The organism is Candidatus Manganitrophus noduliformans, assembly GCF_012184425.1.
GTDB lineage: Bacteria > Nitrospirota > Nitrospiria > SBBL01 > Manganitrophaceae > Manganitrophus > Manganitrophus noduliformans.
Map to the genome: position 1 here is coordinate 413,208 of NZ_VTOW01000003.1, position 21,818 is coordinate 435,025.

The 21,818-nt window shown below is 56.9% G+C and carries 21 protein-coding genes; 13 read left to right on the forward strand and 8 right to left on the reverse strand.

Translation table 11 applies throughout. The features are described 5' to 3' along the window. Window positions 1–39: 39 nt before the first annotated feature. Window positions 40–858 carry an alpha/beta fold hydrolase gene (locus tag MNODULE_RS16550; protein ID WP_168061869.1) on the reverse strand — a complete coding sequence of 273 codons (819 nt, stop codon included), beginning with the start codon at window positions 856–858 and terminating at the stop codon, window positions 40–42. A 139-nt stretch (window positions 859–997) separates the two neighbouring features. On the opposite strand from MNODULE_RS16550, the gene MNODULE_RS16555 reads away from it, so the two are divergent. The 5 genes from MNODULE_RS16555 (at window position 998) to MNODULE_RS16575 (ending at window position 5,709) form a co-directional block, all read left to right on the forward strand. Beyond that, window positions 998–1,351, forward strand: coding sequence for a cytochrome c maturation protein CcmE (locus tag MNODULE_RS16555; protein ID WP_168061871.1), 354 nt, complete (start codon window positions 998–1,000; stop codon window positions 1,349–1,351). A gap of 187 nt (window positions 1,352–1,538) precedes the next feature. After that, window positions 1,539–2,033, forward strand: coding sequence for a hypothetical protein (locus MNODULE_RS16560; protein ID WP_168061873.1), 495 nt, complete (start codon window positions 1,539–1,541; stop codon window positions 2,031–2,033). 6 nt (window positions 2,034–2,039) lie between these two features. Beyond that, window positions 2,040–3,188: an SPFH domain-containing protein gene (locus MNODULE_RS16565; protein WP_168061875.1), complete on the forward strand. Its 1,149-nt coding sequence runs from the start codon at window positions 2,040–2,042 to the stop codon at window positions 3,186–3,188. A 25-nt stretch (window positions 3,189–3,213) separates the two neighbouring features. Continuing rightward, window positions 3,214–4,719 carry a TFIIB-type zinc ribbon-containing protein gene (locus tag MNODULE_RS16570; protein ID WP_168061877.1) on the forward strand — a complete coding sequence of 502 codons (1,506 nt, stop codon included), beginning with the start codon at window positions 3,214–3,216 and terminating at the stop codon, window positions 4,717–4,719. A gap of 51 nt (window positions 4,720–4,770) precedes the next feature. Beyond that, complete coding sequence (locus MNODULE_RS16575) at window positions 4,771–5,709, forward strand: metal-dependent hydrolase (protein ID WP_168061879.1); 939 nt, start codon at window positions 4,771–4,773, stop codon at window positions 5,707–5,709. 5 nt (window positions 5,710–5,714) lie between these two features. Here MNODULE_RS16575 and MNODULE_RS16580 read toward each other — a convergent pair whose 3' ends face one another. Beyond that, complete coding sequence (locus MNODULE_RS16580) at window positions 5,715–6,608, reverse strand: GGDEF domain-containing protein (RefSeq protein ID WP_168061881.1); 894 nt, start codon at window positions 6,606–6,608, stop codon at window positions 5,715–5,717. 169 nt (window positions 6,609–6,777) lie between these two features. On the opposite strand from MNODULE_RS16580, the gene MNODULE_RS16585 reads away from it, so the two are divergent. Then, window positions 6,778–7,401 (forward strand): hypothetical protein, encoded by a 624-nt coding sequence (locus MNODULE_RS16585; protein WP_168061883.1) that lies wholly within the window; start codon window positions 6,778–6,780, stop codon window positions 7,399–7,401. Between the two features lie 142 nt (window positions 7,402–7,543). Here the strand turns inward: MNODULE_RS16585 and dinB are convergent, their stop codons facing one another. Further along, the gene (gene dinB, locus MNODULE_RS16590) at window positions 7,544–8,773 is read right to left on the reverse strand and encodes a DNA polymerase IV (protein WP_168061885.1); all 1,230 of its coding nucleotides are present in this window, start codon (window positions 8,771–8,773) and stop codon (window positions 7,544–7,546) included. Window positions 8,774–8,945: 172 nt separating this feature from the next. On the opposite strand from dinB, the gene MNODULE_RS16595 reads away from it, so the two are divergent. After that, complete coding sequence (locus MNODULE_RS16595; protein WP_168061887.1) at window positions 8,946–9,734, forward strand: glycosyltransferase family 2 protein; 789 nt, start codon at window positions 8,946–8,948, stop codon at window positions 9,732–9,734. On the opposite strand, the gene MNODULE_RS16600 is transcribed toward MNODULE_RS16595, so the two are convergent. After that, window positions 9,703–10,872 carry a PAS domain-containing sensor histidine kinase gene (locus MNODULE_RS16600; RefSeq protein ID WP_168061889.1) on the reverse strand — a complete coding sequence of 390 codons (1,170 nt, stop codon included), beginning with the start codon at window positions 10,870–10,872 and terminating at the stop codon, window positions 9,703–9,705. The two genes, MNODULE_RS16595 and MNODULE_RS16600, sit on opposite strands and share 32 nt — an antisense overlap. A 301-nt stretch (window positions 10,873–11,173) precedes the next feature. Here MNODULE_RS16600 and MNODULE_RS16605 point away from each other — a divergent pair, with 301 nt between their 5' ends. Continuing rightward, complete coding sequence (locus tag MNODULE_RS16605) at window positions 11,174–12,913, forward strand: B12-binding domain-containing radical SAM protein (RefSeq protein ID WP_202882248.1); 1,740 nt, start codon at window positions 11,174–11,176, stop codon at window positions 12,911–12,913. 97 nt (window positions 12,914–13,010) lie between these two features. Continuing rightward, a complete protein-coding gene (locus tag MNODULE_RS16610; RefSeq protein ID WP_168061891.1) occupies window positions 13,011–13,631 on the forward strand; it encodes an exopolysaccharide biosynthesis protein in 621 nt (206 codons plus the stop codon). A 1-nt stretch (window position 13,632) separates the two neighbouring features. On the opposite strand, the gene MNODULE_RS16615 is transcribed toward MNODULE_RS16610, so the two are convergent. Both MNODULE_RS16615 and MNODULE_RS16620 read right to left on the reverse strand, forming a co-directional pair. Further along, window positions 13,633–16,104 carry an efflux RND transporter permease subunit gene (locus MNODULE_RS16615; RefSeq protein WP_168061893.1) on the reverse strand — a complete coding sequence of 824 codons (2,472 nt, stop codon included), beginning with the start codon at window positions 16,102–16,104 and terminating at the stop codon, window positions 13,633–13,635. 105 nt (window positions 16,105–16,209) lie between these two features. Beyond that, a complete protein-coding gene (locus MNODULE_RS16620) occupies window positions 16,210–16,779 on the reverse strand; it encodes a methyltransferase domain-containing protein (RefSeq protein ID WP_168061895.1) in 570 nt (189 codons plus the stop codon). Window positions 16,780–16,995: 216 nt separating this feature from the next. Here MNODULE_RS16620 and MNODULE_RS16625 point away from each other — a divergent pair, with 216 nt between their 5' ends. Beyond that, window positions 16,996–17,397, forward strand: coding sequence for a CBS domain-containing protein (locus MNODULE_RS16625; RefSeq protein ID WP_168061897.1), 402 nt, complete (start codon window positions 16,996–16,998; stop codon window positions 17,395–17,397). Between the two features lie 152 nt (window positions 17,398–17,549). Then, window positions 17,550–18,191, forward strand: coding sequence for a methylthioribulose 1-phosphate dehydratase (mtnB, locus tag MNODULE_RS16630; protein ID WP_168061899.1), 642 nt, complete (start codon window positions 17,550–17,552; stop codon window positions 18,189–18,191). A gap of 65 nt (window positions 18,192–18,256) precedes the next feature. On the opposite strand, the gene MNODULE_RS16635 is transcribed toward mtnB, so the two are convergent. Continuing rightward, window positions 18,257–18,442: a DUF1059 domain-containing protein gene (locus tag MNODULE_RS16635; RefSeq protein ID WP_168061901.1), complete on the reverse strand. Its 186-nt coding sequence runs from the start codon at window positions 18,440–18,442 to the stop codon at window positions 18,257–18,259. A 147-nt stretch (window positions 18,443–18,589) separates the two neighbouring features. On the opposite strand from MNODULE_RS16635, the gene xth reads away from it, so the two are divergent. Further along, window positions 18,590–19,360 carry an exodeoxyribonuclease III gene (gene xth, locus MNODULE_RS16640; protein WP_202882249.1) on the forward strand — a complete coding sequence of 257 codons (771 nt, stop codon included), beginning with the start codon at window positions 18,590–18,592 and terminating at the stop codon, window positions 19,358–19,360. A gap of 7 nt (window positions 19,361–19,367) precedes the next feature. Beyond that, entirely contained in the window at window positions 19,368–19,697 is a 330-nt protein-coding gene (locus MNODULE_RS16645) for an HNH endonuclease (RefSeq protein WP_168061903.1), read from the forward strand. Window positions 19,698–19,960: 263 nt separating this feature from the next. Here MNODULE_RS16645 and MNODULE_RS16650 read toward each other — a convergent pair whose 3' ends face one another. After that, the gene (locus MNODULE_RS16650) at window positions 19,961–21,793 is read right to left on the reverse strand and encodes a hypothetical protein (RefSeq protein WP_168061905.1); all 1,833 of its coding nucleotides are present in this window, start codon (window positions 21,791–21,793) and stop codon (window positions 19,961–19,963) included. Window positions 21,794–21,818 lie beyond the last annotated feature (25 nt).

The window sequence follows — 21,818 nt, forward strand, 5'->3', positions numbered from 1 at the left end:
TATCGTCGTAAGGCAAGGGGGAGCGCTCAAAGGGAGCGCTCAAAGATAAGACAGATCGTTGAGGAGAAAGTGGCGGATGGCTTCCGCAACCTCTTTCGGTTTGTCCATCTGAGGAAGATGTCCGCAATCGGGGAGGGTGGTCAACTGACTGTTCGGAAGGCGTTGCCTCAGTCGGTGAGCATGGTCGATCGGCAGCCAGCGGTCGTTTTCGCCCCAGAGGATGAGGACCGGCTGCTGAATTTGAGGGAGGAGGTCATCGATCTCCCGCATCGTTTCGGTGGAGATTCCCTGAAGGAATCGGAAGAGGTCCTTCCGTCGGCGTAATGTCGCGAAGGGGGCGATCACCCGCTCGACCAATGCGTCGGTGAGGAGACGGGGATCATGGAGGGAGCGGGAGAAGAGGGCCCGGGCGCAGCGTTTCAGGACCGGTTTATTCAAGAGATAGGGGAGGAGGGTGCCGAGAATCCGGCTCCGGGCGACTTCCGCCGCGACGGGGGGAGAGGGGAATCCATATGGATTGATCAGGACGATTTTGTCGACCCGCTCCGGATGTCTTCCCGCGACCCCCAGGGCGATGCCCCCCCCCATCGAGCTTCCGACGATCGAGACTTTCTCGATTCCTTTCCAATCGAGAAAGGCGACGACCGCCTCGATCATCCCCGAAAAACTCTCTTCCCATTCCTCGGGAAGAGGGCTCTTCCCGAACCCCGGCAGATCGATCGCGCAGAGTTTGAATTGATCCGATAGAAGCGGGGTCAACCGCTCCCACGTTTCGAGCAGGTCGAAGAGACCATGAATGAAGAGCAGCGGCGGGCCGGCACCGGTTTCAAGGCAATGAAGTCGATTGAGTGGGTCCATGGCGTCGTTGACCAGGTGAGTTGTTCTTTTCCGGAACTATATCAGATCAAGCGGATATTTTGAAGGTGACTCCGCCTCCCTTGTGATCCATTGCGGAATGAGCCTAAAATATTAAAAGGAAATGATTGGAGGAAGAACGATGAAGAAGATTAATTCAGGTTGGGTGCTGATCACGCTGGTGATCGTCCTTTTCTCAGGGTTCGGATGTGCCTCCATTCGGAAAGAGAAAGCGATCCCCGTCCCCATTTCGGAGATCCAAGACCATCCGCGCGAATGGGTCGGCAAGACAGTCCAGGTCTCCGGAGAGGTCAAGGAGGCCTTCTCTTTGGTTCTTTATAAATACTTCATTGTGAAAGATAAAACCGGTGAAATCAGGGTGGTCACCTCAAAGCCGCTTCCACGAAAGGGAGAGCAGATCAGGGTGGAAGGAAAAGTAGCGGAGGGCTTCGCGATCGGGAGCGATCCGCAAACCATCATTAAGGAGAAAGGTTAGGTTTTTAACGGCCCGATCTCCAACCGAATCGGCTCTGATCCGCCGGATACCTTGACAGACCCGAAACATCTGGTACCCTTTCATCATAATACTAGGGCGGCATGAAGGAGGCCTCGATTCACCTGCCTTCCTCACCTCAGGCCGTCCCATCCGGACGAAAATCGCACGACAAAACGAGAGAAGCAGTATGAAGATGGCACAGCATCTGAAGCGCTTTGCGAGGGTTGTTCCCGGCGTCGCCGGATATCAAAATATGGAGGACCTGCGGGAGACCGATCGAATGATTCGCGTGCGCCTTGCCGAGGATCTCAGGGAAAGGGAACGTGACATTGAAGGGATCAAACGTCGATTGATAGAGAAAAAAGAGCTTTCCTTTCTCCCCGCGCTCGATTACCTGACGGCGAAAATGGATAAGTTAAGTAACGTGATGAGATATGCCGGCCAAGGCTACCGTGGGTTCTTCGACCCATTTCCGGTCGATCGGGAAAAGCTGGAACAGCTCTATGCGTTTGATCTCACGCTCTTCGACGAAGTCCAAGCGATCCAGGAGAAGGTCCACACGCTGGAGGAGGTCGCCGGCGATCCCTCGGCCCTCAAAGAAGCGATCCATGCCTTGGATGAGGCCCTGGACGGGTTGGAGAAGATCTTTTCAACCCGCTGCAATCTCTACACGATCCATTAGGAGGCGATGATGTCTCAATTCATGGAAGTGATCGAGTGGTTGGATCAGACCGGATCGGAGATCGTCCATCGTTATCCCAAGCAGGGGTCGGCGGAGATCAAATTCGGCGCGCAGCTGGTCGTCCGGGAAAATCAGGCGGCGATCTTCGTTCGAGACGGGAAAGGGCTCGATATCCTCGGCCCGGGACGGCACACCCTCTCGACAATGAATCTTCCGATCCTGACCAAAGTCCTCTCGCTTCCCTGGGGATTCAAGAGCCCCTTCCGGGCGGAGGTCTACTTTGTCAGCCAGAAGATCTTCACGAACATGCGATGGGGAACCAAAGATCCGGTGGCGTTCAAAGACAGCGAGCTGGGGCTGATCCGCCTGCGCGCCTTCGGCGCCTTTACGATGCAGGTGACGCAGCCGCTTCTTTTTGTGAACACCCTGGTCGGCACCCAAGGCTCTTTCCAAACGACCCATATCGAGGATTATCTGCGCGAGGTGATCGTCTCGCGTCTGAACGATTTTCTCGGAGAGATGGTCGATAGCCTGATCCACCTTCCCAAGTATTACGATGAAATGGGGGTGGCGGTGAAGACCCGTCTGACGGAGGATTTCCGGAAATACGGAACCGAGCTGGTCGATTTCTATATCAATCGGATCACCCCTCCCGAAGAGGTCCAGAAGATGATCGACGAGCGGGCCGGAATGGCCGCCGTCGGCGACATCGAAAAATTTATGAAGTACAAAGCGGCAAAGGCGATGGGGGATGCGGCGACCTCCGGAGGAGGGGCGCCCGGAATGGGACTGGGACTCGGCGCGGGGATGGGCGCCGGTATTGGGATGATGATTCCCGGCATGCTCTATCAAACCCTTGGGAAAGAGGGGATCGCTCCGGAGATCTCCTCCAAGGGGACGGTTCATTGTCCGGAGTGTCATGGCGAGGTGAATCTCGACAGCCGGTTTTGCGCCCACTGCGGCCATCAGATGGTGGTGATCAAGAAATGTCCTCAATGCAATAAAAACATTACCGCCAACGCCAAATTCTGCCCCGCCTGCGGGGTCGATCTGAAGAGTAAATTGCAGTGTCAGCAATGCAAGACGAAGCTCCCGCCCGGAACGAAATTCTGCTTCAACTGCGGCGAGCCGATTTCCGCGCCGGCGAAATCATGACCTCTCCCCATCCCGCCTAGGACCGATGAACAGCCGGCTGACCGTTTCAACCGGATGTCCCTCCTGCGGGGCGCCCCTTGATTTTACGGAGGGGAGTCACGCGATTCAATGCGGCCACTGCCGCTCCCGCCTCCTCGTCACCGGTCGAAAACAGCTCCTCAGCTACTTTATCTCCCCCAAGCTTGATGTCCATCGCGCGGTGGCGAAAGCGCTCCTGGCTCTAAAGGAAGAAGGGGTTGAATGCCGGGTCATCGAGCCGCGTCTCTATTTTATTCCCTATTACCGCCTGACCGGCCACGATTTTCTCTGGGAGAAATCGGCTCCAAAACCGAAGATCGAGCCGATCGATCTTTCGGCGTTTTCTCCCGACCCTCCGCAGGCCGATCTGACGATGACGCTTCAAGTGGCCTCCGATTTTCTGGGAGATCTCTGGGAAATCGGAAAGAAAATGTATCGGGGAGAGGATGAACCCCTCTCTGAGCCCGATGAATCGAAACCGACGGGGCCGATCGAGCGCAAGCAACCGGTTGTGGATCTGCGGCGAAAAGGGGCGGCGCCGGCCTCCGAAGAAGAGGAGATGACATTTCGGGATCGGTATGTTGAAAAGAATTTTATCGCCTGCGACTTAAAGGGATGGGGATCTTATTCGCTCGGTGTCCGGGCGGCTGTTCTCAGGCTGGAACTGTTCCGGAAAGAGGTCCTGGAGGCGCAGGGGACGATCGTGGGGGTGACGCTTTCCTCCGAGGAGGCGCTCCGTCAGGGAATGAGGAAGGCCGAACCGGAGAATGTTCTCTATCGCCAGGTTCTCGGCCGGGTTTTATCGCTGATCTATTTTCCCTTCTGGGTGATCCGGGTGCAACGCCAGGGAGAAGAGCGGTTGGTTTTTCTTGATGCCGTCTCCGAGCGGGCGGTTCATTCGGATGCCCCGATCTCTCTTCTCGAGTTTTTGGGCCGTCCCGCGTCGGGTGAGGCCGCGACGGTCGGCTTTCGACCCCTCACCTGTCCGAATTGCGGATGGGACCTTCCGTTTGATCCGGAGGATATTCTCTTCTTTTGCACCTCCTGTGCCCGAGGATGGCAGATCGAGGGGAGCGCCCTTTCCCCGATCGATTACCAGGTTGTTTCTCCGCCGGCGGGAGCAGCCGTCTCTCGGTATCTCCCCTTTTGGGTGCTTCAGGCGGAGGGGGAGGGGAATCCTCCCGCCCGCTTCTTTCTCCCTGCGTTCCGTTATCGCCGCTTGAAGCTCCTCGGCGATTTGGCCAAACGGCTCTCCAAGGCACAGCCTGTCTACACGGTTTCAACGGCGCCGTTCGTTCCTTCCCAGGGGGGGTGCTACGATTCGGAAGACGCCGCTTCCCTTGCCCGGTTTACCTGGGCTGGAATGCGGGGGACGCAGGAGATGAAACCGCCGGAGGAAAAGCCCTTCTTCGTTCGGAGTGCCACGCTGATCTGGTTTCCGTTTCAATTCGAGGGGAATGCCCTGCGCGATCCGTTTACGGGGATGAGTCTTCCCCAAAATCTTTTCGTCTGATTTCATCCGTCGGGGATTGTCCATCACGGAGCCGAATGATATAATCCCGCCGTGGATCCCGTGACACATACTCTGGTCGGCGTCGGCATCGCGAACGCTTTTTTTCGGAAGCGGATCGGAAAGGCCGCCGTCCCGATTCTTGCCTTCGCCTCCAATCTTCCCGACATCGACGGCGCCGTCATGCTGACCGGAGATCCGACCGCCGTCCTGATGCGGCGGACCTTCGGCCACTCCCTCTTTCTCCTTCCAATCTGGATAGTGGCGCTCAGCTTTATTTTTCGCCGTTATTATCCGCATCTTCGCTGGAAGACGCTGATCGGTCTGACTTCCATCGGCGCATTGATTCACCTCTTCTTTGATCTGGTGAACTCTTTCGGCGTGGTCCTTCTCTGGCCGTTCAGCGATTGGCGGCCGGAGCTTGGAATTATCTTCATCATCGATCTGATCCTGACCGGATTGCTCGCCGCCCCTTTATTCCTCTCCCGGATTCCATCGATGCGGGAGTCGCTTGTTCCCCTGTCGCGCGGAGCGGTCGCCCTGGTGGCGGTGTATGTTCTTCTTTGCGTCTTCAGCAGGACGCAGGCCGAGCAGCTCTTGGAAGAGGGATCGACACAGCCGGCCGATTTCAGCTATGTCTTCCCGGAGCCGCTCGGGCCCCATCGGTGGCGCGGGGTGTGGCGGGAGGGGGATCTCTACCGGGTCTATTTGCTTCACCTCTTCTCCGGGGAAAAGGAGGAGCGCGATCAGGTAATCACTGAGATCGGCGACCCGCGGGTCGAGAAAGCTCGGGCCACCCCGTTGGCCCGCCGGATTGAGTGGTTCTTCAAGGCGCCGGTCTGGCAAATAGATGAAACGGCGGAGGGAGGGTCCGCAGATGCGCCGGCCGACGTTTCGGTTTATGATTTGAGGTTTAGAACATTGGTGGTGGAGCGTTCCGTTCCGTTCGTCTACCGGTTTAGAGTCGATGACGAGGCGCGGGCCGCCGACTGAGTCGGTCAGGGGCCGCTGAGACAGCAGGTCCGGTTTCGGCCTTCCTGTTTTGCCCGGTAGAGGGCTTTGTCGGCGCGGGCGATCAGCGGTTCAATCGTTTGATCGGCGTCGATTCGTTCGGTGACCCCGATGCTGATCGTGACCGGAAGCCGCTGTCCTTCGAAGAGGAATGGATGATTTTCGATCCGGTTCCGAATCCGCTCGGCTGCAATCGGAGCCTCTTTCAATCCGGTGTGGGGGAGAATCAGGCCGAATTCTTCGCCGCCCCATCGGGCGAAAAGATCGGTCGGACGGATCGTCGGTTTAATCAGATTTGCGAACTCCTTTAAAACAGCGTCGCCCGCAGGGTGCCCCCACTGGTCGTTGATCCTTTTGAAAAAATCGAGATCGATCATGGCGACAGAGAGGGGCTCGCCGAGATCCTTGCAGCGCAGGAGGATCTTCTCCAGACAAGTATAGAAGGTCTGTTTATTGAACAGCCCCGTCAGCGCGTCGCACTTGGCCCGCTCGGAGAGCTCATCCAGATAAAACTGCTCCACATTGTTCGGCCCTAGGTACTTCAACGTCGCATTTCCGGTCCGGATCAGATCGCCATCCTTTAACTCGATCTCCAGAATTTTGTGGTCGTTGATATAGGTCCCGTTTTTACTTCCCAGATCACGAAGAAAGAGGCGGCCCCCCTTTGAGAGGATCTCGGCATGTTTGCGCGACATTGAATCGTCATTAATCCAGACCTCCGCTTCCCGATGGCGGCCGAGGATGGTCCGCTCTTTGGTGAGCGGGAACTTTTCCCCGAGGGATGGGCCGGCGACGACCACCAGACAGGGGAAATGGAAATGAACCCGGTCGAGCCGCCTTCTCTCTATTTTGACGGTATGTGTTTTTGTCTCATCTTCCATCGACACTCCCCAAGCGATCCTCATCGGAAAATCGTTTTAAGATTACCAGCTTTTGTCCCGCTGTCAATCCGGCAGCTATCATCTACTCGAATGAATTGACGCTCCTTTCAGCCGATGTTAGCCTGAGCTTAATAGACAACAAGAAACCCGAAATGAAAGGAGGACATTGATGCGATATAAATTGTACGGTGCAGTTGTTCTCGGCCTATTTCTCCTGGCCGGAATTTCATTTGTGTCGGCGCAGGAAGGTACGACGGAAGATAAAGGAGGGCTGGTCCCAAAACTTTCAGAGAGTGATCAGATCCGGCTTGCGATGAGCGCCGGTCCCGATCGGATTGCAAAAAATGCCGCCATCGTGGCGCTTGACCAAAATGGAACCCTCATGACGGTCAAAGAGGGGACGAACCAATTCACCTGTTTGGCCGATCTTCCGGGCACCCCTAAGGCCGATCCGGTCTGCGCCGATCCGAATGCGATGCAATTTTTAACGTCGCTTCTGAAGGGGGAGCCGCAGCCGGCAAACAAAGCGCCCGGGATTGCCTACATGGGCAATGGAGGACAACATTGGAACAAGGACGGAAAGATCCTGCTGCAAGAAGAGGAGGGGGCCAAATTGGTGAATGAGCCGCCCCATTGGATGCTCCTCTGGCCGTTCGATGCGGAGACGACCGGTCTTCCGACGGGTGAAAACCCGGGGGGCGTTTACATCATGTGGGAGGGGACGCCGTACGCCCACTTGATGATTTATCAAGACCCGAATAAAATACCCGCCGTTCCCAGCGGCACCGGATAGTGAGTGCAGGCGCCGGGTTTGCGTGCTTTTTTATATTTTGAGCGGAAGCGAAGTCTCTCTCGTTATTTCGGAAAAGGATACGAACGGGGATGCTTCGCTACGCTCAGCATGACAAGATGATTAATAACGTGACAAGTGACACTTAGAGATACCGCCGAACCCCATCGGGCCGCCAGGCGGGGGAGAGGACCCCTTTATGGTTCTGTCGCTCGATCAGGCTGCCCCAGGTGAGGGTCCATTCGCCGAAGCGCTCGTTGACCCGATCGAGCGCTTCATAGAGTTGTTCCGATTTATTCACCTCCGGGAAGAGGGAAGTTTGCGTTCCCCTGGGTACCAGGTCGGCCATGCTCACGCCGACCAAACGAATCGGTTGAGGAAGGGAGATCGATTCGAAAAGGGCTTGCGCGGCCTCATAGATCTTCCGGCTCTCCCAGGCGGGGGAGGGGAGGCGGCGCTGATGGGTGTGGGTGGTGAAGTCGCGATTCCGGAGGGTCAAGCCGACCACCCGCCCGGCCCAGCCGCCCCGCCTCAGCCGGCGGCCGACCTTTTCCGAGAGTTGTAGCAGGAAAATTGAAAGCTGCGTCCGATCCGAGATATCTTGCGCAAGGGTCATCGAGTGGCCGATCGATTTCGGATCGGCCCGGATCTCTTCCGGCACCACCTCTCCCGGATCTTCCCCTCGCCCCATCATTGAAAGCCGCTCCCCCCAGATGCCGAAGGCCCCCCTTAACGTCGAGACCGGCATCCGGCCCAGCTCCCCGCACATTTTGATTCCCATGGAGTTCAACTTTAACTTTAATTTCGGGCCGATTCCGCAAAGCGCTTCGATCGGAATCTCTTCGAGAAGTGCCGGAATGAGAGCTGGTTTCAGAAGGGTCAGGCCGTTCGGTTTCTGAAGCCCGGAAGCGAGCTTGGCCATCAGCTTATTGGGAGCGATTCCGACGGAGCAGGCGAGCCCAAGCTCTTTCTGAATCTCCGCTTTGATCAACCGGCCGATCCGCTCCGCCCCCTTGAAGAGGGAGAGAGAGCCGGTGATGTCGAGAAAGGCTTCATCGATCGAGAAGACCTCCACCTCCGGCGTGTACCGCCGGAGGATTTCCATAATCCGATTGCAGGCGGCGACATAGGCGGCGTTATTCGCCGGGACGCGAATCAGGTGAGGGCACTTCCGATACGCCTCCGGAACCCGCATCCCGGTCCGGACGCCGAAGGCCCGCGCTTCATACGAAGCGGTGAGAATTACCGTCCGCTCCCCCGCGCCGGTCACCGCAATCGGCTTCCCGCGAAGCGCCGGATTGCGCGCCTGCTCGACCGAGGCGAAGAAGGCGTCCATATCGACGTGAAGGATGGTGCAGGGAGCGGATGGATCCATGGGGTTATCTCGGGTTGGAATGCTTGAGGAAAGGATAATGAAGTGGGGAAGGGAAGTCAATCGATCAGGTTTCCAATGGTCCGTAGGTTCTGCGCATCCTATCGGATGATGCCCTACCTGTCACTACTTCCATTTTGACCATTAATATATCCTCGGGTATACTCCCATTGTGATGAAGCTCTCCGTGATCATCCCTGTCTATAATGAGGAATCAACCGTCGGCGCAGTGATCGAACAGGTCTTGTCGGTTGAACTCTCCGGCGTCGAAAAGGAAGTGATTGTCGTTGACGACGGCTCCACCGATGGGACGGCGGAAGTCTTAAAGCACGAGCAGTCGGAGCACGCCGACATCGTCACGGTCTGCAGCTCGCAAAAAAACTTTGGGAAGGGGAGGGCGGTCCGAATCGGCCTGAAATATGTCACCGGGGAGATTGTTCTCATCCAAGACGCCGATCTGGAACTCGACCCCAAGGAGTACGGCGTCCTCCTCGTCCCGATCCTCTCCGGCCAAGCCTCGGTGGTCTACGGCTCCCGCTTTCTCAATTCCGCCAATCGAATTCCCTGGAAAAGCCGTCTGGCCCAGCGGATTCTCACCCCTCTGATCCGCCTTCTCTACAACGCCCGCCTGACCGATGAAGCGACCGCTTATAAGCTCTTTAAGGCCGACATCCTGAAAAGTCTCGACCTCCGGTGCACCGGTTTTGAGTTCTGCCCGGAAGTGACCGCCAAGCTCTTGAAGCGGGGTTATCGGATCAGAGAGGTTCCGATCTCCTATCAGCCGCGAACCGATGCCGAAGGAAAAAAACTCCGGTTCGTTCGGGACGGGATGATTGCGCTCTATACGCTCATTAAATATCGCTTTACCCGTGAGCAAGCGATGAGATCAAAAATTGATTTCTCAGCGGTCGAAGCGGGTGGGAAGATTCCCTTCAGGAAATCTCATAGGGAAAGGTCACCGTAAACGTGGAGCCTGTTTCCGGCTCACTCTTTACATCAATCGTTCCTTTTAAAACATCGACAAACTTCTTCACGATCGGCAGTCCCAATCCGACCCCTTCTTTCTCTGCCGGCCGGCCTGACTGGTAGAACGGCTCGAAGATGTGGGATAGATCTTCTTTGGAAATACCGTAACCGGTATCTTTAATTTCGACCGAGACCTTCTTTGCCTCGGGGTTGTGGATAATGCGGACGGTAATGGAGCCCTTTTCGGTAAACTTCATTGCATTTGTAATGAGATTGACGAAGATCTGGCGAAGTTTTACACGATCAGAATAGATCTTCGGCCCGGTGGGGTCATCGATCAGGCTGACCTTCAACCCTTTCTCCTCCCATAAAGCTTTGTGGTCCTCTAAAACTTGTTGGACGACTTCCGAAATTGAAGTCTCCGTCACCTCTGCGCGGAGGTCGGTTTGTCCGGCTTCAATTTTATTGAGGTCAAGAATTTGATTGATCAGGTCGAGTAGGTTGGTGGCATTTCTGTAAATGTGTCCGTAAATCTCCCGTTGCTTCTCGGCCTCTCTAATCCTTCCTTCTTCTTTTAAAAGACTGGCATACCCGAGGATGGCGTTGAGGGCGTTTCGTATCTCATGGGAAGCGATAGAGAGAAAGTAGCTCTTCACCCGGTTTGCTTCTTCCAGTTGATTCGTTTTCTGTTTTAGTTTTTCTTCCGTTTCTTTGAGGTAAGTGATATCGACCGAAAGGCCGCGATAGACAATCTTACCCTTATTACGGGCAGCGTGGATCCCCGTATGAAACCAAACGACACGCCCATCCGCTGCAACGAACCGATGATCGGAGTGTTCGTCCTCTCCATCCAACGCTTTCTGAAATTTAGCCATGACCCGATCCCGGTCCTCCGGGTGAAGGTGTTTCTCCCAGAAATCAGGCTCGCACCATTCATCGAGAGAATAGCCGACCATCTGCTCGGCCCTCCGGCTCACCATGCAGAACCGGAACGCTTCATTGGCTTCCCAGACGATGCCGTGGTCGATCCCTTCCGCCAGGTCCCGATATCGCTCCGCCGCAACCGCCGCATCTTCCTCTTGCGCCTGTTGACCTGCGGAGGGCTGTGTGCTTTGATTATTTTTTTCTTTATTCATAATTCTTAATTCAAGGGGTAACATTTTCATGCAGTGAAGTCAACCCGATGGGTTCCTTACTAAGATGGATCGAAATTCCAAAAAGGTGAGGCGCTGGCTCAGACGGGTCTATCAGCGGTTTGCAGCTCGACCCGGACGGTTCTAAACAGCAAATTCTGCTGGCATCTCGTTCCCGTAACCTGGTATACTCTTCCCTGCCAGCCCAAATTTCCTGCCTGCGTTGGCTTCCACATCCCCGGTGCCTTTGTTTCTACCAGGGAGCACCTGCCCAAAGAAATGACTTTTCGCCTAAGGAGGCCGTTTGAAGCGATCGTTTCGCGTCGTGCTGATCAAGCCCTCGCATTATGACGATGAAGGGTATGTCATTCGGTGGATGAGGTCCTCCATCCCGAGCAATACGCTTGCCTGTCTCTATACGATCGCGGAAGCGGTCAAAACCTCAGGCAGATTGGGAGAAGGGATCGATCTGTCGATCGACGTCTATGACGAGATCAATCAGCGGATTCCCGTTGAAAAAATCATCCGGCAACTGTCGGCGCGGAATACGTCGGGAGTCATCTGTTTTGCGGGGGTGCAGTCGAATCAGTTTCCGCGCGCGGTCGATTTGGCGCGGCCGCTCCGGGTCGCGGGGCTTCCGGTGATGATCGGCGGGTTTCATGTCAGCGGATGCCTTTCGATGTTGAAGCGCCTTCCAGAAGATTTGACTTCGGCGATGGACGAAGGGATCACGCTGGTGGCGGGGGAGGTGGAGGCACGCTTCGGAGAGTTGTTGGAAGATGCGCTGCACGGCCGCTTAAAGCCGCTCTATAATTTCCTCGACGATCTTCCGTCGCTCGAAGGGCAGCCGATGCCGATCCTGCCGGCCGAGGTGATCTCGCGCAACGTGGGCCGGATGACGACTTTTGATGCCGGGCGGGGATGCCCCTTCGAGTGCAGTTTCTGCACGATCATCAACGTCCAAGGGAGAAAATCGCGCTGGCGGACGGCGGATGACGTTGAGGGGATCATCCGGGAAAATCACAAGCGCGGCTTGAACTGCTACTTCATCACCGATGATGATTTCGCCCGGAACCGAAACTGGGAAGCGATTTTGGATCGGATCATTCTCCTGCGCGAGCGGGACAAAATCCGGATCTCCCTCCTCATCCAGGTCGACACCGCCTGCCATCGGCTGCCGCGGTTTATTGAAAAGGCCGCAAAGGCCGGCTGCCGGAAGGTCTTCATCGGCCTCGAGAGTGTGAACCGCGACACCCTGAAGGAAACCGGGAAGAAGCAGAACAATGTGGAAGAGTACCGCGCGATGCTTCAGGCATGGCGGAAGGCGAAAGCGGTCACCTACGCCGGATACATCATCGGTTTTCCGAACGACACCTATGAATCGGTGATGCAGGACGTGGAAGTTCTCAAGAAGGAGTTGCCGCTCGACCTGGTCGAGTTCTTCGTCCTGACGCCGCTTCCCGGATCGGAGGACCATCAGATCTTGGTGAACGAGGGGGCGTGGCTTGATCCCGACATGAACAAGTACGATTCCGAACATCCCTGCGCCAACCACCCGAAGATGTCGCATGAAGAGTGGATGCGGGCGTATCAGCACGCATGGAAATCGTTCTATACGTTCGAGCACATCGAGACGATTTTCCGCCGGCGCCTGGCCGACGGGCAGCGCAACGTCGGAAAGATGATCAGCCAGATGATCTGGTTTCGCGGCTCGATATTTGTCGAGGGGGTCCATCCCCTTCAGGCCGGGTTTTTCCGGCGGAAAGACCGCTCCGAGCGGCGGCCGTCCTTCCCCCGCGAGGGGCGTCTGGTTTTCGCTTGGCGCCGTGTGCGGGAGATCGGATCTTCGTTGTTCGGCGTGGCCGCATTATATTGGAAGCTCTATCGGATCGCCCGGAAGGTCGAGAGAGATCCCTCCGTGAAAACCTACCGGGACCTGGCGCTGACTCCTCCCGAGAGCAAATCCCACCCGCTGAGGGTCCTTCCCTCCATTTCTTCGGGAACGGCGGAGCCGCTTGCGGTCAAAGAGGCTTCGAGCAAATAGTGCCAAGAAAAGGGTTGTCCGGTTTGGCCCCCTCCGCTATAATCGTCTTATCATGGAAACGATCAAGAAAGAGCATGCGGAGAGGAGGGTGGGGGGGATGAGGGCCGAGAGAATCCGTCCCACGCGTCTTTCCGAAGACCTCCGGCGGATCTTGGACCAGGCGAACGGCAAGGGGGTGACGATCGGGAAGATCATCGAAATCCTCCACGGCCGTGGCTTCGATGTCCTCATTATCATCTTGGTTCTGCCGTTTTGCACGCCGATTCCGCTTCCCGGCCTCTCGACCCCCTTCGGGCTGATCTTGATGTTCTTCGGCCTTCGCATCGCGCTCCGACAGCGTCCCTGGCTCCCGAAACGACTGCTCAACATGGAGATTCCCTATCCGACCCTCACGAAGGTCATCAAGGGGGCACTGGCCGTCTCCACCCGCCTGGAAAAGGTTCTCCATCCACGGTTTCGTTTCTTCAAAGATTGGCCTTCCTTCAATTTTCTGAACGGGCTCGCCATCCTCTTGAGCGGGTTGGTCTTGAGTCTCCCCCTTCCAATCCCCTTTACCAATACGATTCCGGCCTGGTCGATCCTTCTGATCGCGGCGGGGATGATGGAAAACGACGGCGCCGTCATCGTCACCGGTTATTTGATGGCCGGCATGACCTGGGTCTATCTGGCTTCGTTGGTGTGGGTTGGAAAAGCGGGACTCACCTGGATGGGATTCTAATCTACTTTTTCGGTTTTCTCAAAACGTCCCCCTCCACATTGAACTTCTGAGCATCGCCCCGGGTGTACAATTCAATCCACTCGGAGGGGATGACTCTGAAAATAAAGTGGGGGCGGAAGGTCATGATGGCGGCGGGGATGAGAATCACCGCCGCGGCGGCGCTCGTCAGCATGGCGAGCGGCATCAGGATCCCTTCCATGTGAAGGTAGTAACCGGTGAAGGTGACGAGGAAAGTGCCGGCGGCGAAGGCGACGGCGATCAGGAGAATCGCCTTTCCGGCGGTGGCGAGGGTGACCTGGACGACCCGGTCGAGGTGGCGGTTGAGCGAGAGCTCCTCGCGTAATCGATAGAGAATGTAGATCGCGTAATCGGCTCCCATTCCGACCGCCATCGCGGAGACCGCCGCCGTCGAGATGCCGAGCGGAATGCCGGTCAATCCCATGAAACCGAAATTCCAGAGGACGGCAAAGAGAAGGGGAATGGTGACGACCACCCCTCCCCAGAACGACCGGAAGATCACCGAGGAGAGGATAAACGTAATGGCGATCATCTGCACCACGTTCAAAAGCTTGCCGTGGATGATCACATCGTTGAGCGCCAGGGTGACCGGGACGCTTCCCGCGATCCCGACCGTCACATCAGGGGGGAAATGGGCCGCCTTGTATTCATCGATCGTCCGGATCAACTGCTCGGCCAGTTCTGTCGCATCCGATTTTAGAAAGGTGAGGATCACGGCATTCTGGTATCCGACGTCGGCCAGCCGCTTGAAGTCATCGGGATTGCCGGAGACCGAATAGAGGAAGAGAAACTGCGCCGCCTCTTCCGGGCTGTCGGGAACCTGCTCCGAGCGGGGATCGTCCCGGTAAAAGGTCCGCCGCATCCGCTTCACGTAATCGACGTACGATTCAGTCCGGCCGACCGCCGGGTTCTCCTTCAGCCGTGTTTGAAGACCTTCGATCGCCCGCATGATATTCGGGTCTTTCAGGCCGTCCGGCGCGGGTGTGCTGATCAGGATGTTCAAGGTCGAAGTCCCGCCGAACTTTTGGTTCAAGACCCGATCATCTTTTCGCAGATCGGTCTGCTCAAAGAAGAGATCGCGAAGCGAGTTGGTCAGGACGATCCGGTTGGCGAAGATCAGGGCGACCAATACGACGATCACCCCTCCCGCGAGAATCCATTTCTGCTCCGGACCGAGGATCGATCGGCTGATCTTGGTAAGAAACCGGTCGGCGAAGGTCTTGCGCAGGACCACCTCCAACTCCTCGCCGCTCGGCGGGGGGATCAGCGAGCGGAGGGCGGGGATGAAGGTCATCTCCAGAATCAGCGCGCTGACGATCCCGAAGGCGGTCATCAATCCGAACGATCGGAAGGTCGCGAGCTGAAAAGTCACCAGCGAAGCGAAGCTCGCCGCGGCGACCAGTCCCGCGGTCAGAAGAACCGGCGCCATCTTGGCGCCCGCTTGAACCACGGCGGTTTTCTGCGCCGGCTCCGGAACATCCATTCCGATCGCATATTCGAGCTCATCGTAAAAACGGCGGAGGATCTGGACCGAGTGGCCCGCCGCCATCGCGACGATCAAAATCGGCGTCAGCCCCTTCGTCCAGAGATCGAGCTTCATCCCGGTCAAACTGATAAATCCCAAGGCCCAGACCACACTGAGAAGCGCGGTCAGCGGGGGAATCAACATCCCCTGAAAGGTCCTGAAAGAGAGATAGTGGATCACCATGATCAGGAGGAACGCGACCGGGAAGACCCACCGGTTCATGACGGCGGTGTCCATCTCCAGGAAGGCGAGGGAGACCGGAAGGCCGCCGAGATGGATCGTGGTGTTGGCATCGGTTTCCTTGTCGGCAATCGCTTTGATCTGCCGGTAGATCGCAAGATCGCTGATCGGCTCCGGCGCTTCCCCCTCGATCACCGCCTCGGTGGCTTTTCGGATCGCCTCGGCCGCCTCGGTGTCCTGCACATCGATGATAATGGCGGCGGCGGTTGCGTCGGACGAAACGAGGGAGCCGACATAAAGGGGGTTGGCGAAGAGGCGCTTGCGGACCGCCTCGGCCCCTTCCGGCGTGGTCGGGACCTCGGGCATCAGCCGCTCGACGTTGAATCCCTGATCGTTGATCTGAAGGTGTTTGACTTTCCGGGAAGCGAGGCTGAGGACATTGTCGGCGTAGATCCCGGGGATCTTCTCGATCTCCTGGGCCATCCGATCGATCTTGGCGAGGGTGGAAGGGGTGAAGACGCTCCCTTCTTTGGAGACGACGCCGACCACCACCACCCGGCCGCCGCCGAAGCGCTGCTCGATCTGATTGTTCATCTGTATGTAGGGGTGGTCTTGCGGGAGGATCCGTTTTGGATCGAGTTCCGTTTTCAGGAAAGGGAGTCGAAAGAGACAGAACAGGGTAATCAGCAAGACGCCCGCCATCACGGCGTAAGCGTGATCGGTCACGAACTCAAAATACTTTCGGGCCATTGATCTCCTAAACCCCCGTCAGGTGCCGCTCCGTATTATTTACTGCGGGGGCGAAAAAGTCCCCAAAGGATACCATTTTATCGGTAAGAGTGCAAACAAGCCGGGTTAGATATGAGAGGGATCGGGCCGGATCGCCAGAAGAGAAGCGACCGCCGAGTGGCTGGTCGTTCCCTGGAGTCCTGATTCATGATAATAGAGGACTCTCAGATCTTTGAAGGCGTGAAGAAGCTCGTTTTGTTCCAGACACCACTCCCTCGGAAAGGTCGGATTTATCTTTAATTCCTCAACCGTAACACTTTGATAAAAAATGGCTCCACCGGGCCGGAGGCCTTCCTTCATCGCGGTGAAAAGGGGCCGGGCCAGAAAGAAAAAGCAGCAGATCAGATCGTAGCGGTTCGGGGGGATTCGATAATGATCGAGGTCGGCGACGATCCCGTTGATCGAAACGCCGCGCGAACGGGCAAGCGCGGTTCCTTTTCGGACCGCTTTTTCGGAAATGTCGACGGCATCGACGGTGAATCCTTGCTCCGCCAGATAAACGGCGTTGCGTCCCTCTCCCATCGCCAGGTCGAGCGCCCGTCCCTTCCGAAGCCGCGGAAGCTGCTCCACGAGAAACGGGACCGGCTTGTCCCAGTAGTACTCTTTAATATCTTTGAGGATCAGTGAATCGCTCACGCATTTCTCCTTTTGCTGCCGGAGTATAGACCGGTTTGCCGATACGGTCAAGGCGGGTGATTGCATTACGCACGGCAAAAGGAATATCATTTTTACATATGACGAGGAAATCGGACCGGTCTGCTTTTCCACCGATCCGGAGAGCGGGGGAGGGTCTCTCCTCTGATGCGGGTTCGCATGAGGGGTTCGTCTGGATGATGATGACAGGAGGTATTCATGAGACCCAAGTATCAAACCGTCGGAGAAATTAAAAAGGGAAACACCCTCTTCACGAGGGAAGGAAGCTCGGCCTTTGATGTATCGAGCCTCCTTCTCGACAGCCATGAAAGCGGCATGCCGGTGGTCAGCGAGGATGACCGGGTGGTCGGCTTTATCAGCGAGCAGGATATCCTCATGGCGCTTCGGGGAACGCGCCGTTTGGAAGAGATTGCCGTTCGAGAGATCATGAACCCCGTCGTGGTGGTCGCGGAGGAAGATGCGACCCTCGAAGAGGCGAGTCAGGCGATGGAAGATCTTCATATCCACCGCCTGCCGGTCGTCCGGGGCGAGCGATTGATCGGGACGATTACACGAAACGATCTGATCCGCGCCTGGCTCGGCATGAACGTCGAAGTGTAAATGTGGCGTGTAGGGGCGTATGGCCATACGCCCCTACATTGCGTCTTCCCCGGTATTTCCCCACGGTTTGCCTGATCACAAATCCTATTGATCGAACCGACTGAAGCGTGGTATTCTCTCGGACGTTTTCGACGAACAGAGAGAGGAGGATCATGCCGACACCGCGCGCCACGGAAGCGACCACCCGCGCCCTGATCTCCGAGATGCTTTCCCTCTTTTATGAAAAGGGATGGGTCGCGGGGACCGGCGGCGGCATCTGCGCCGGGCTCGATGCCGATCGATTCCTGATGGCGCCGACCGGCGTTCACAAAGAGCGGGTCCAGCCTTCCGATCTCTTCATCGTCGATCGGCGCGGCGGGGAGATCCTCCGTACGCCGAAAAACAAAACATTGCGCCTGTCCGAATGTTCTACCATCTTCTGCCTCTTGATCAATCAGCGGGGGGCCGGATCGGTCATGCACAGCCATGGTCTCTCGTCCGTCTTGGCTGGCGATCTGGCCGGGAAGTCCGACCGGGTCGTCTTTCACGGTCTTGAGATGCTGAAGGGGATTCGCGGCTTAAGCAACATCGATCGGCATGCCGTCCCGGTCATTCAGAATACGCCGCGCGAGCCGGAGCTGGTCGGGCAGATTAAGACGGCGATCGAGCATCCCGACTTCGCGAAGGCGCACTGCATTTTGGTGAAGGACCATGGGGCCTATATCTGGGGGGCCGATCTCTGGGAGACGAAGCGGCACGCGGAGGTCTACCACTTTTTGTTTGAAGCGATGGTCGCGCGCGCGGACAGGAGATGACGAAGCCTCATCGGAAAAGCGAACATAAAAAGGGCCGCCTCTTTGATTCGGAGGCGGCCCTTTTATTAAACCGCTTGTTTTTCCTCGCGGATGAGGGAGCGCATTTTCTGTTGAAGGTCGGGAGGAATATTGGTCATGCCATGTTTCTGTCGGCCATGTTCCGCGGCGGCTTTCATGACTTCATCCGCGGTGTTGCCCCGTGCAACGAAGTCACAATCGATTCCGGCGTCTCTACAGCTGATCGTTTTCATGTCATACCTCCTCGTTTGATGGTGAATCATGCTTAGGGTAACAAATCCAGGAGACAGGATACAAGGGTCAGTTTGGGCCGGGGCGGATTGAAAATCGGGGTCCGAAGTGGTATGACAAAGACATAAGCCCCGGATTGCGGAGGAAATGTGATCAAGATCGCCACCTGGAACGTGAACTCGGTTCGCACCCGGCAGGATTCCATTTTAAACTGGCTTCGGAAGCACGAGCCCGATCTTCTCTGTCTTCAGGAGACGAAGGTGGAGGATGAGAAATTCCCGATGGAAGCCTTTCGGGCAGCCGGATATGAGCCGGCGGTTGCCGGGCAGAAGAGCTACAACGGGGTGGCGATGTTGTCGAAGCGGCCGTTGACCGACGTGAGGATCGGCTTTCCCGATCTTCCGCTCGATGAACAGAAACGGCTGATGGCGGCGACGATCGACGGCATCCGTGTCATCAACGTCTATATGCCGAACGGCCAATCGGTCGGCTCTGAGAAGTTTATCTATAAGCTCGGTTTTATCGCGCGGCTTCGGACCTATCTCGATCAATGCCACAAGCCCGAGGAGCCGCTTGTGATGGTCGGCGACTTCAATGTCGCGCCGGAGCCGATCGACGTCCATGATCCGGCGGCATGGGTGGGGGAGGTCCTCTTCCATCCCGAAGCGCGGGCGGCGCTGGCGCATCTCAAATCGTGGGGGCTGGAAGATCTCTTCCGGCTCCATCACGCGGAGGCGGGGGTATACAGTTGGTGGGATTATCGGATCGCCGCCTTCCGCCGGAACCTCGGTCTTCGGATCGACCACATCTGGGGAACACCCGCTGTGGCGGCGCGGTGCCGCGCGTGCGAGATCGATAAAGATCCCCGCGCCGAAGAGCGGCCGTCGGACCACGCGCCGGTCATTGCAATGATTGAATAGGCAAGCGATGGTAGAGCCGTTTTATACCGATGTGGATGACGATGACATTAAGAAGGAGAAGGCGAAGGCGCGCGAGCTTCGGAACAGCCAGTGGTGGAAGCGCCGCCGGAGCACCGGCATCTGCCATTACTGCGGGCGGAAGTTCAAGCCGTCCGAGCTGACGATGGACCACATCGTCCCGATCGGGCGGGGAGGGAAGAGCGCCAAGGGGAATGTCGTGCCCGCCTGCAAAGAATGCAATACCAGAAAAAAGTATATGCTCCTGGTCGAGTGGGAGGAGTACTTGAAATCGGTGAGGGAGGAAGGGGCAAACGACGGGAAAAACCCCTCGTCCTGATCAATCGGTAGAAACGTGATCGCATTGAATCCTCCTTGTTAGCCGTTATTATTTGCGATCATTATCTTTTTCAATCTTAGAAGAGTTCCATCGCGAGATGTCAATCAAAGGAGATCCGGATCACGAAAAAGTGGATCACGACACACTTTTTTACATGTTAGATTATTGCTGGATGGAATTGAAGTTCATTAGGGAAACTGATGTTCCGATTGCCGTGAACCCCAGGCCCCGCATGTTGACGGGGCCTGGGGCTTTAGACGGTATTATTCTTGGAAGGCGTACCAGATTCCCGTTTCTTCCCCATTCTTCCCGCGCACCACAACGTTGATGCTCGGATAGGAGGGGTCGATTTCAACCGCTTCCTCCTCACACAGGCTCGGAAGGGTAATGGTGCCTGAAGTCGCTGTTGTTGCCAACAGCGGTCCTTCGACGTTGCAGCCGATGCCGGTGTCCGACCCCTTCACGAAGCCATACATAAAGACTTCCTCGATGGGGAACGACACCGGGAGAGTCCAGCTAAGCGTCACTGGAGTGTCCTTTATGTCGTTGAAGCTATGACCGACCGCCGCTTCAACCCCAGCCTGGACGTCAAACGACTCACTGGTCGATGCTCCGAGAACGCGGGTATAGACCGCTTGACTTGAGTCTGCAAAAGTCACAGTGATCGTGTAGACCGTTCCCGCCGGAGGAAACTGGTCCGGTCCGGTCAATTGGTACCACCAGCTTCCCTCGTCATTGAGATCGAAATGTTCCGTTTCGACCCCGTCGTCGCTGAAAGTGCCGCTATTTTTGGTTAAAGGAACATTGGTCTGTTGGGATTCGCCGATCAGACCGCTGATCGTCGCCGATGTGATCTCGCCGACCGGCGCGCTGACCTGAACCTTCAAGGCGTAGTAGACATCATCGCAGCCGGAGTCGCAGGTCGTTCCGAGCCTCCTTCGCTCCGTAATCACTCCCACCTGAGCCCGCGCCCGTTCTTGGTTTCCGTAGAAGAGCCATTGCCCGTTGCTCTGTTTCTTGAAGATGAGGCCGTCCCCTTCTTCATCGATAATCTCTACGACAGTAAGGTCACCCTGGCTGAGGGTGGCCCGTCCGGCGACACTGACGATGTTGTTGTCCGAGTCGAAGGAGAGGACGCGATCGATGACGAAAGCGTCGATGGTGACTCCACCTAAGTCGTCCGCAAATCCCGCCGCGTCCTGCTCGGCGTTCAACCCCCGGTGTAGGTAGTCGGCGTCGTAGAGGGGGAGCAGGTCGGCCGTCGCGAGATCATCCCCTTTCGAAGTTGCCGTGGCGGCGAGGCTCTGCAGCGTGGCGAGGGCGCCGGCCACCCCTTCGCGCTCCGCGGCGGTGGTCGGGATGAAAGCGGAACTGAAGCTGGTGCTGGTGATCCCGTTTACGGTGACCGTGGTGCTGGCCGAGACGGTGCCTCCGTCAAGACTGAGCGTCGTTTCCTGCTCGTTGGTGCCGTCTCCATCCGTATCGACATGGATGACAAGGTTGGTTGTGTCGACCGTGAGATCGTCCAGGAATCCGTCGAACCCGCTCTGGTCGGCATCGAACGGTGTGGAAATCAGGTCGAATTCTTCCGGATCCAAACCGGCATTGACGAGCCATTGCGATACAAGGTCTTTAATCACCGAGACCATCACCGCCAACTCTGTTTCGGTCGGCGGGGGAGCGGCCGCCGGGTCTGAAAATGCGGCGTCGATGGTGCCGTTCTGCACTTCATACCAGGTTCGGATAATTAAATCGGTGAGCGGATGGACATTGACGACCCCGGCTGCGCTTCCGACGCTGTAGAGGGCGGTTCCGCCGGGGAGATCGACCTTCACGAGAAAAGGAGCGGTCATACCGGTGACATCGATCGTATATTTCCCGTCTGCGCCGGTGGTGGCCGTTTCAGACGCCCCCGTGGCGTCTTTGATCGTGATTGTGGCGCTCGCGACGGCGGCGCCGGTTGCGGCCGTTCCCGACACCGTTGCGCCGGACGGCGGGTTTCCTCCGGAGCTTCCCCCTCCCCCGCCGCAGTTCTGCAGCAGAAGAGGAGAGAAGAAGAGTAGGACGAGCATCCAGCGGTAGAAACGTGATTGCATTTGAGCCTCCTTGTTGGCCGTTATT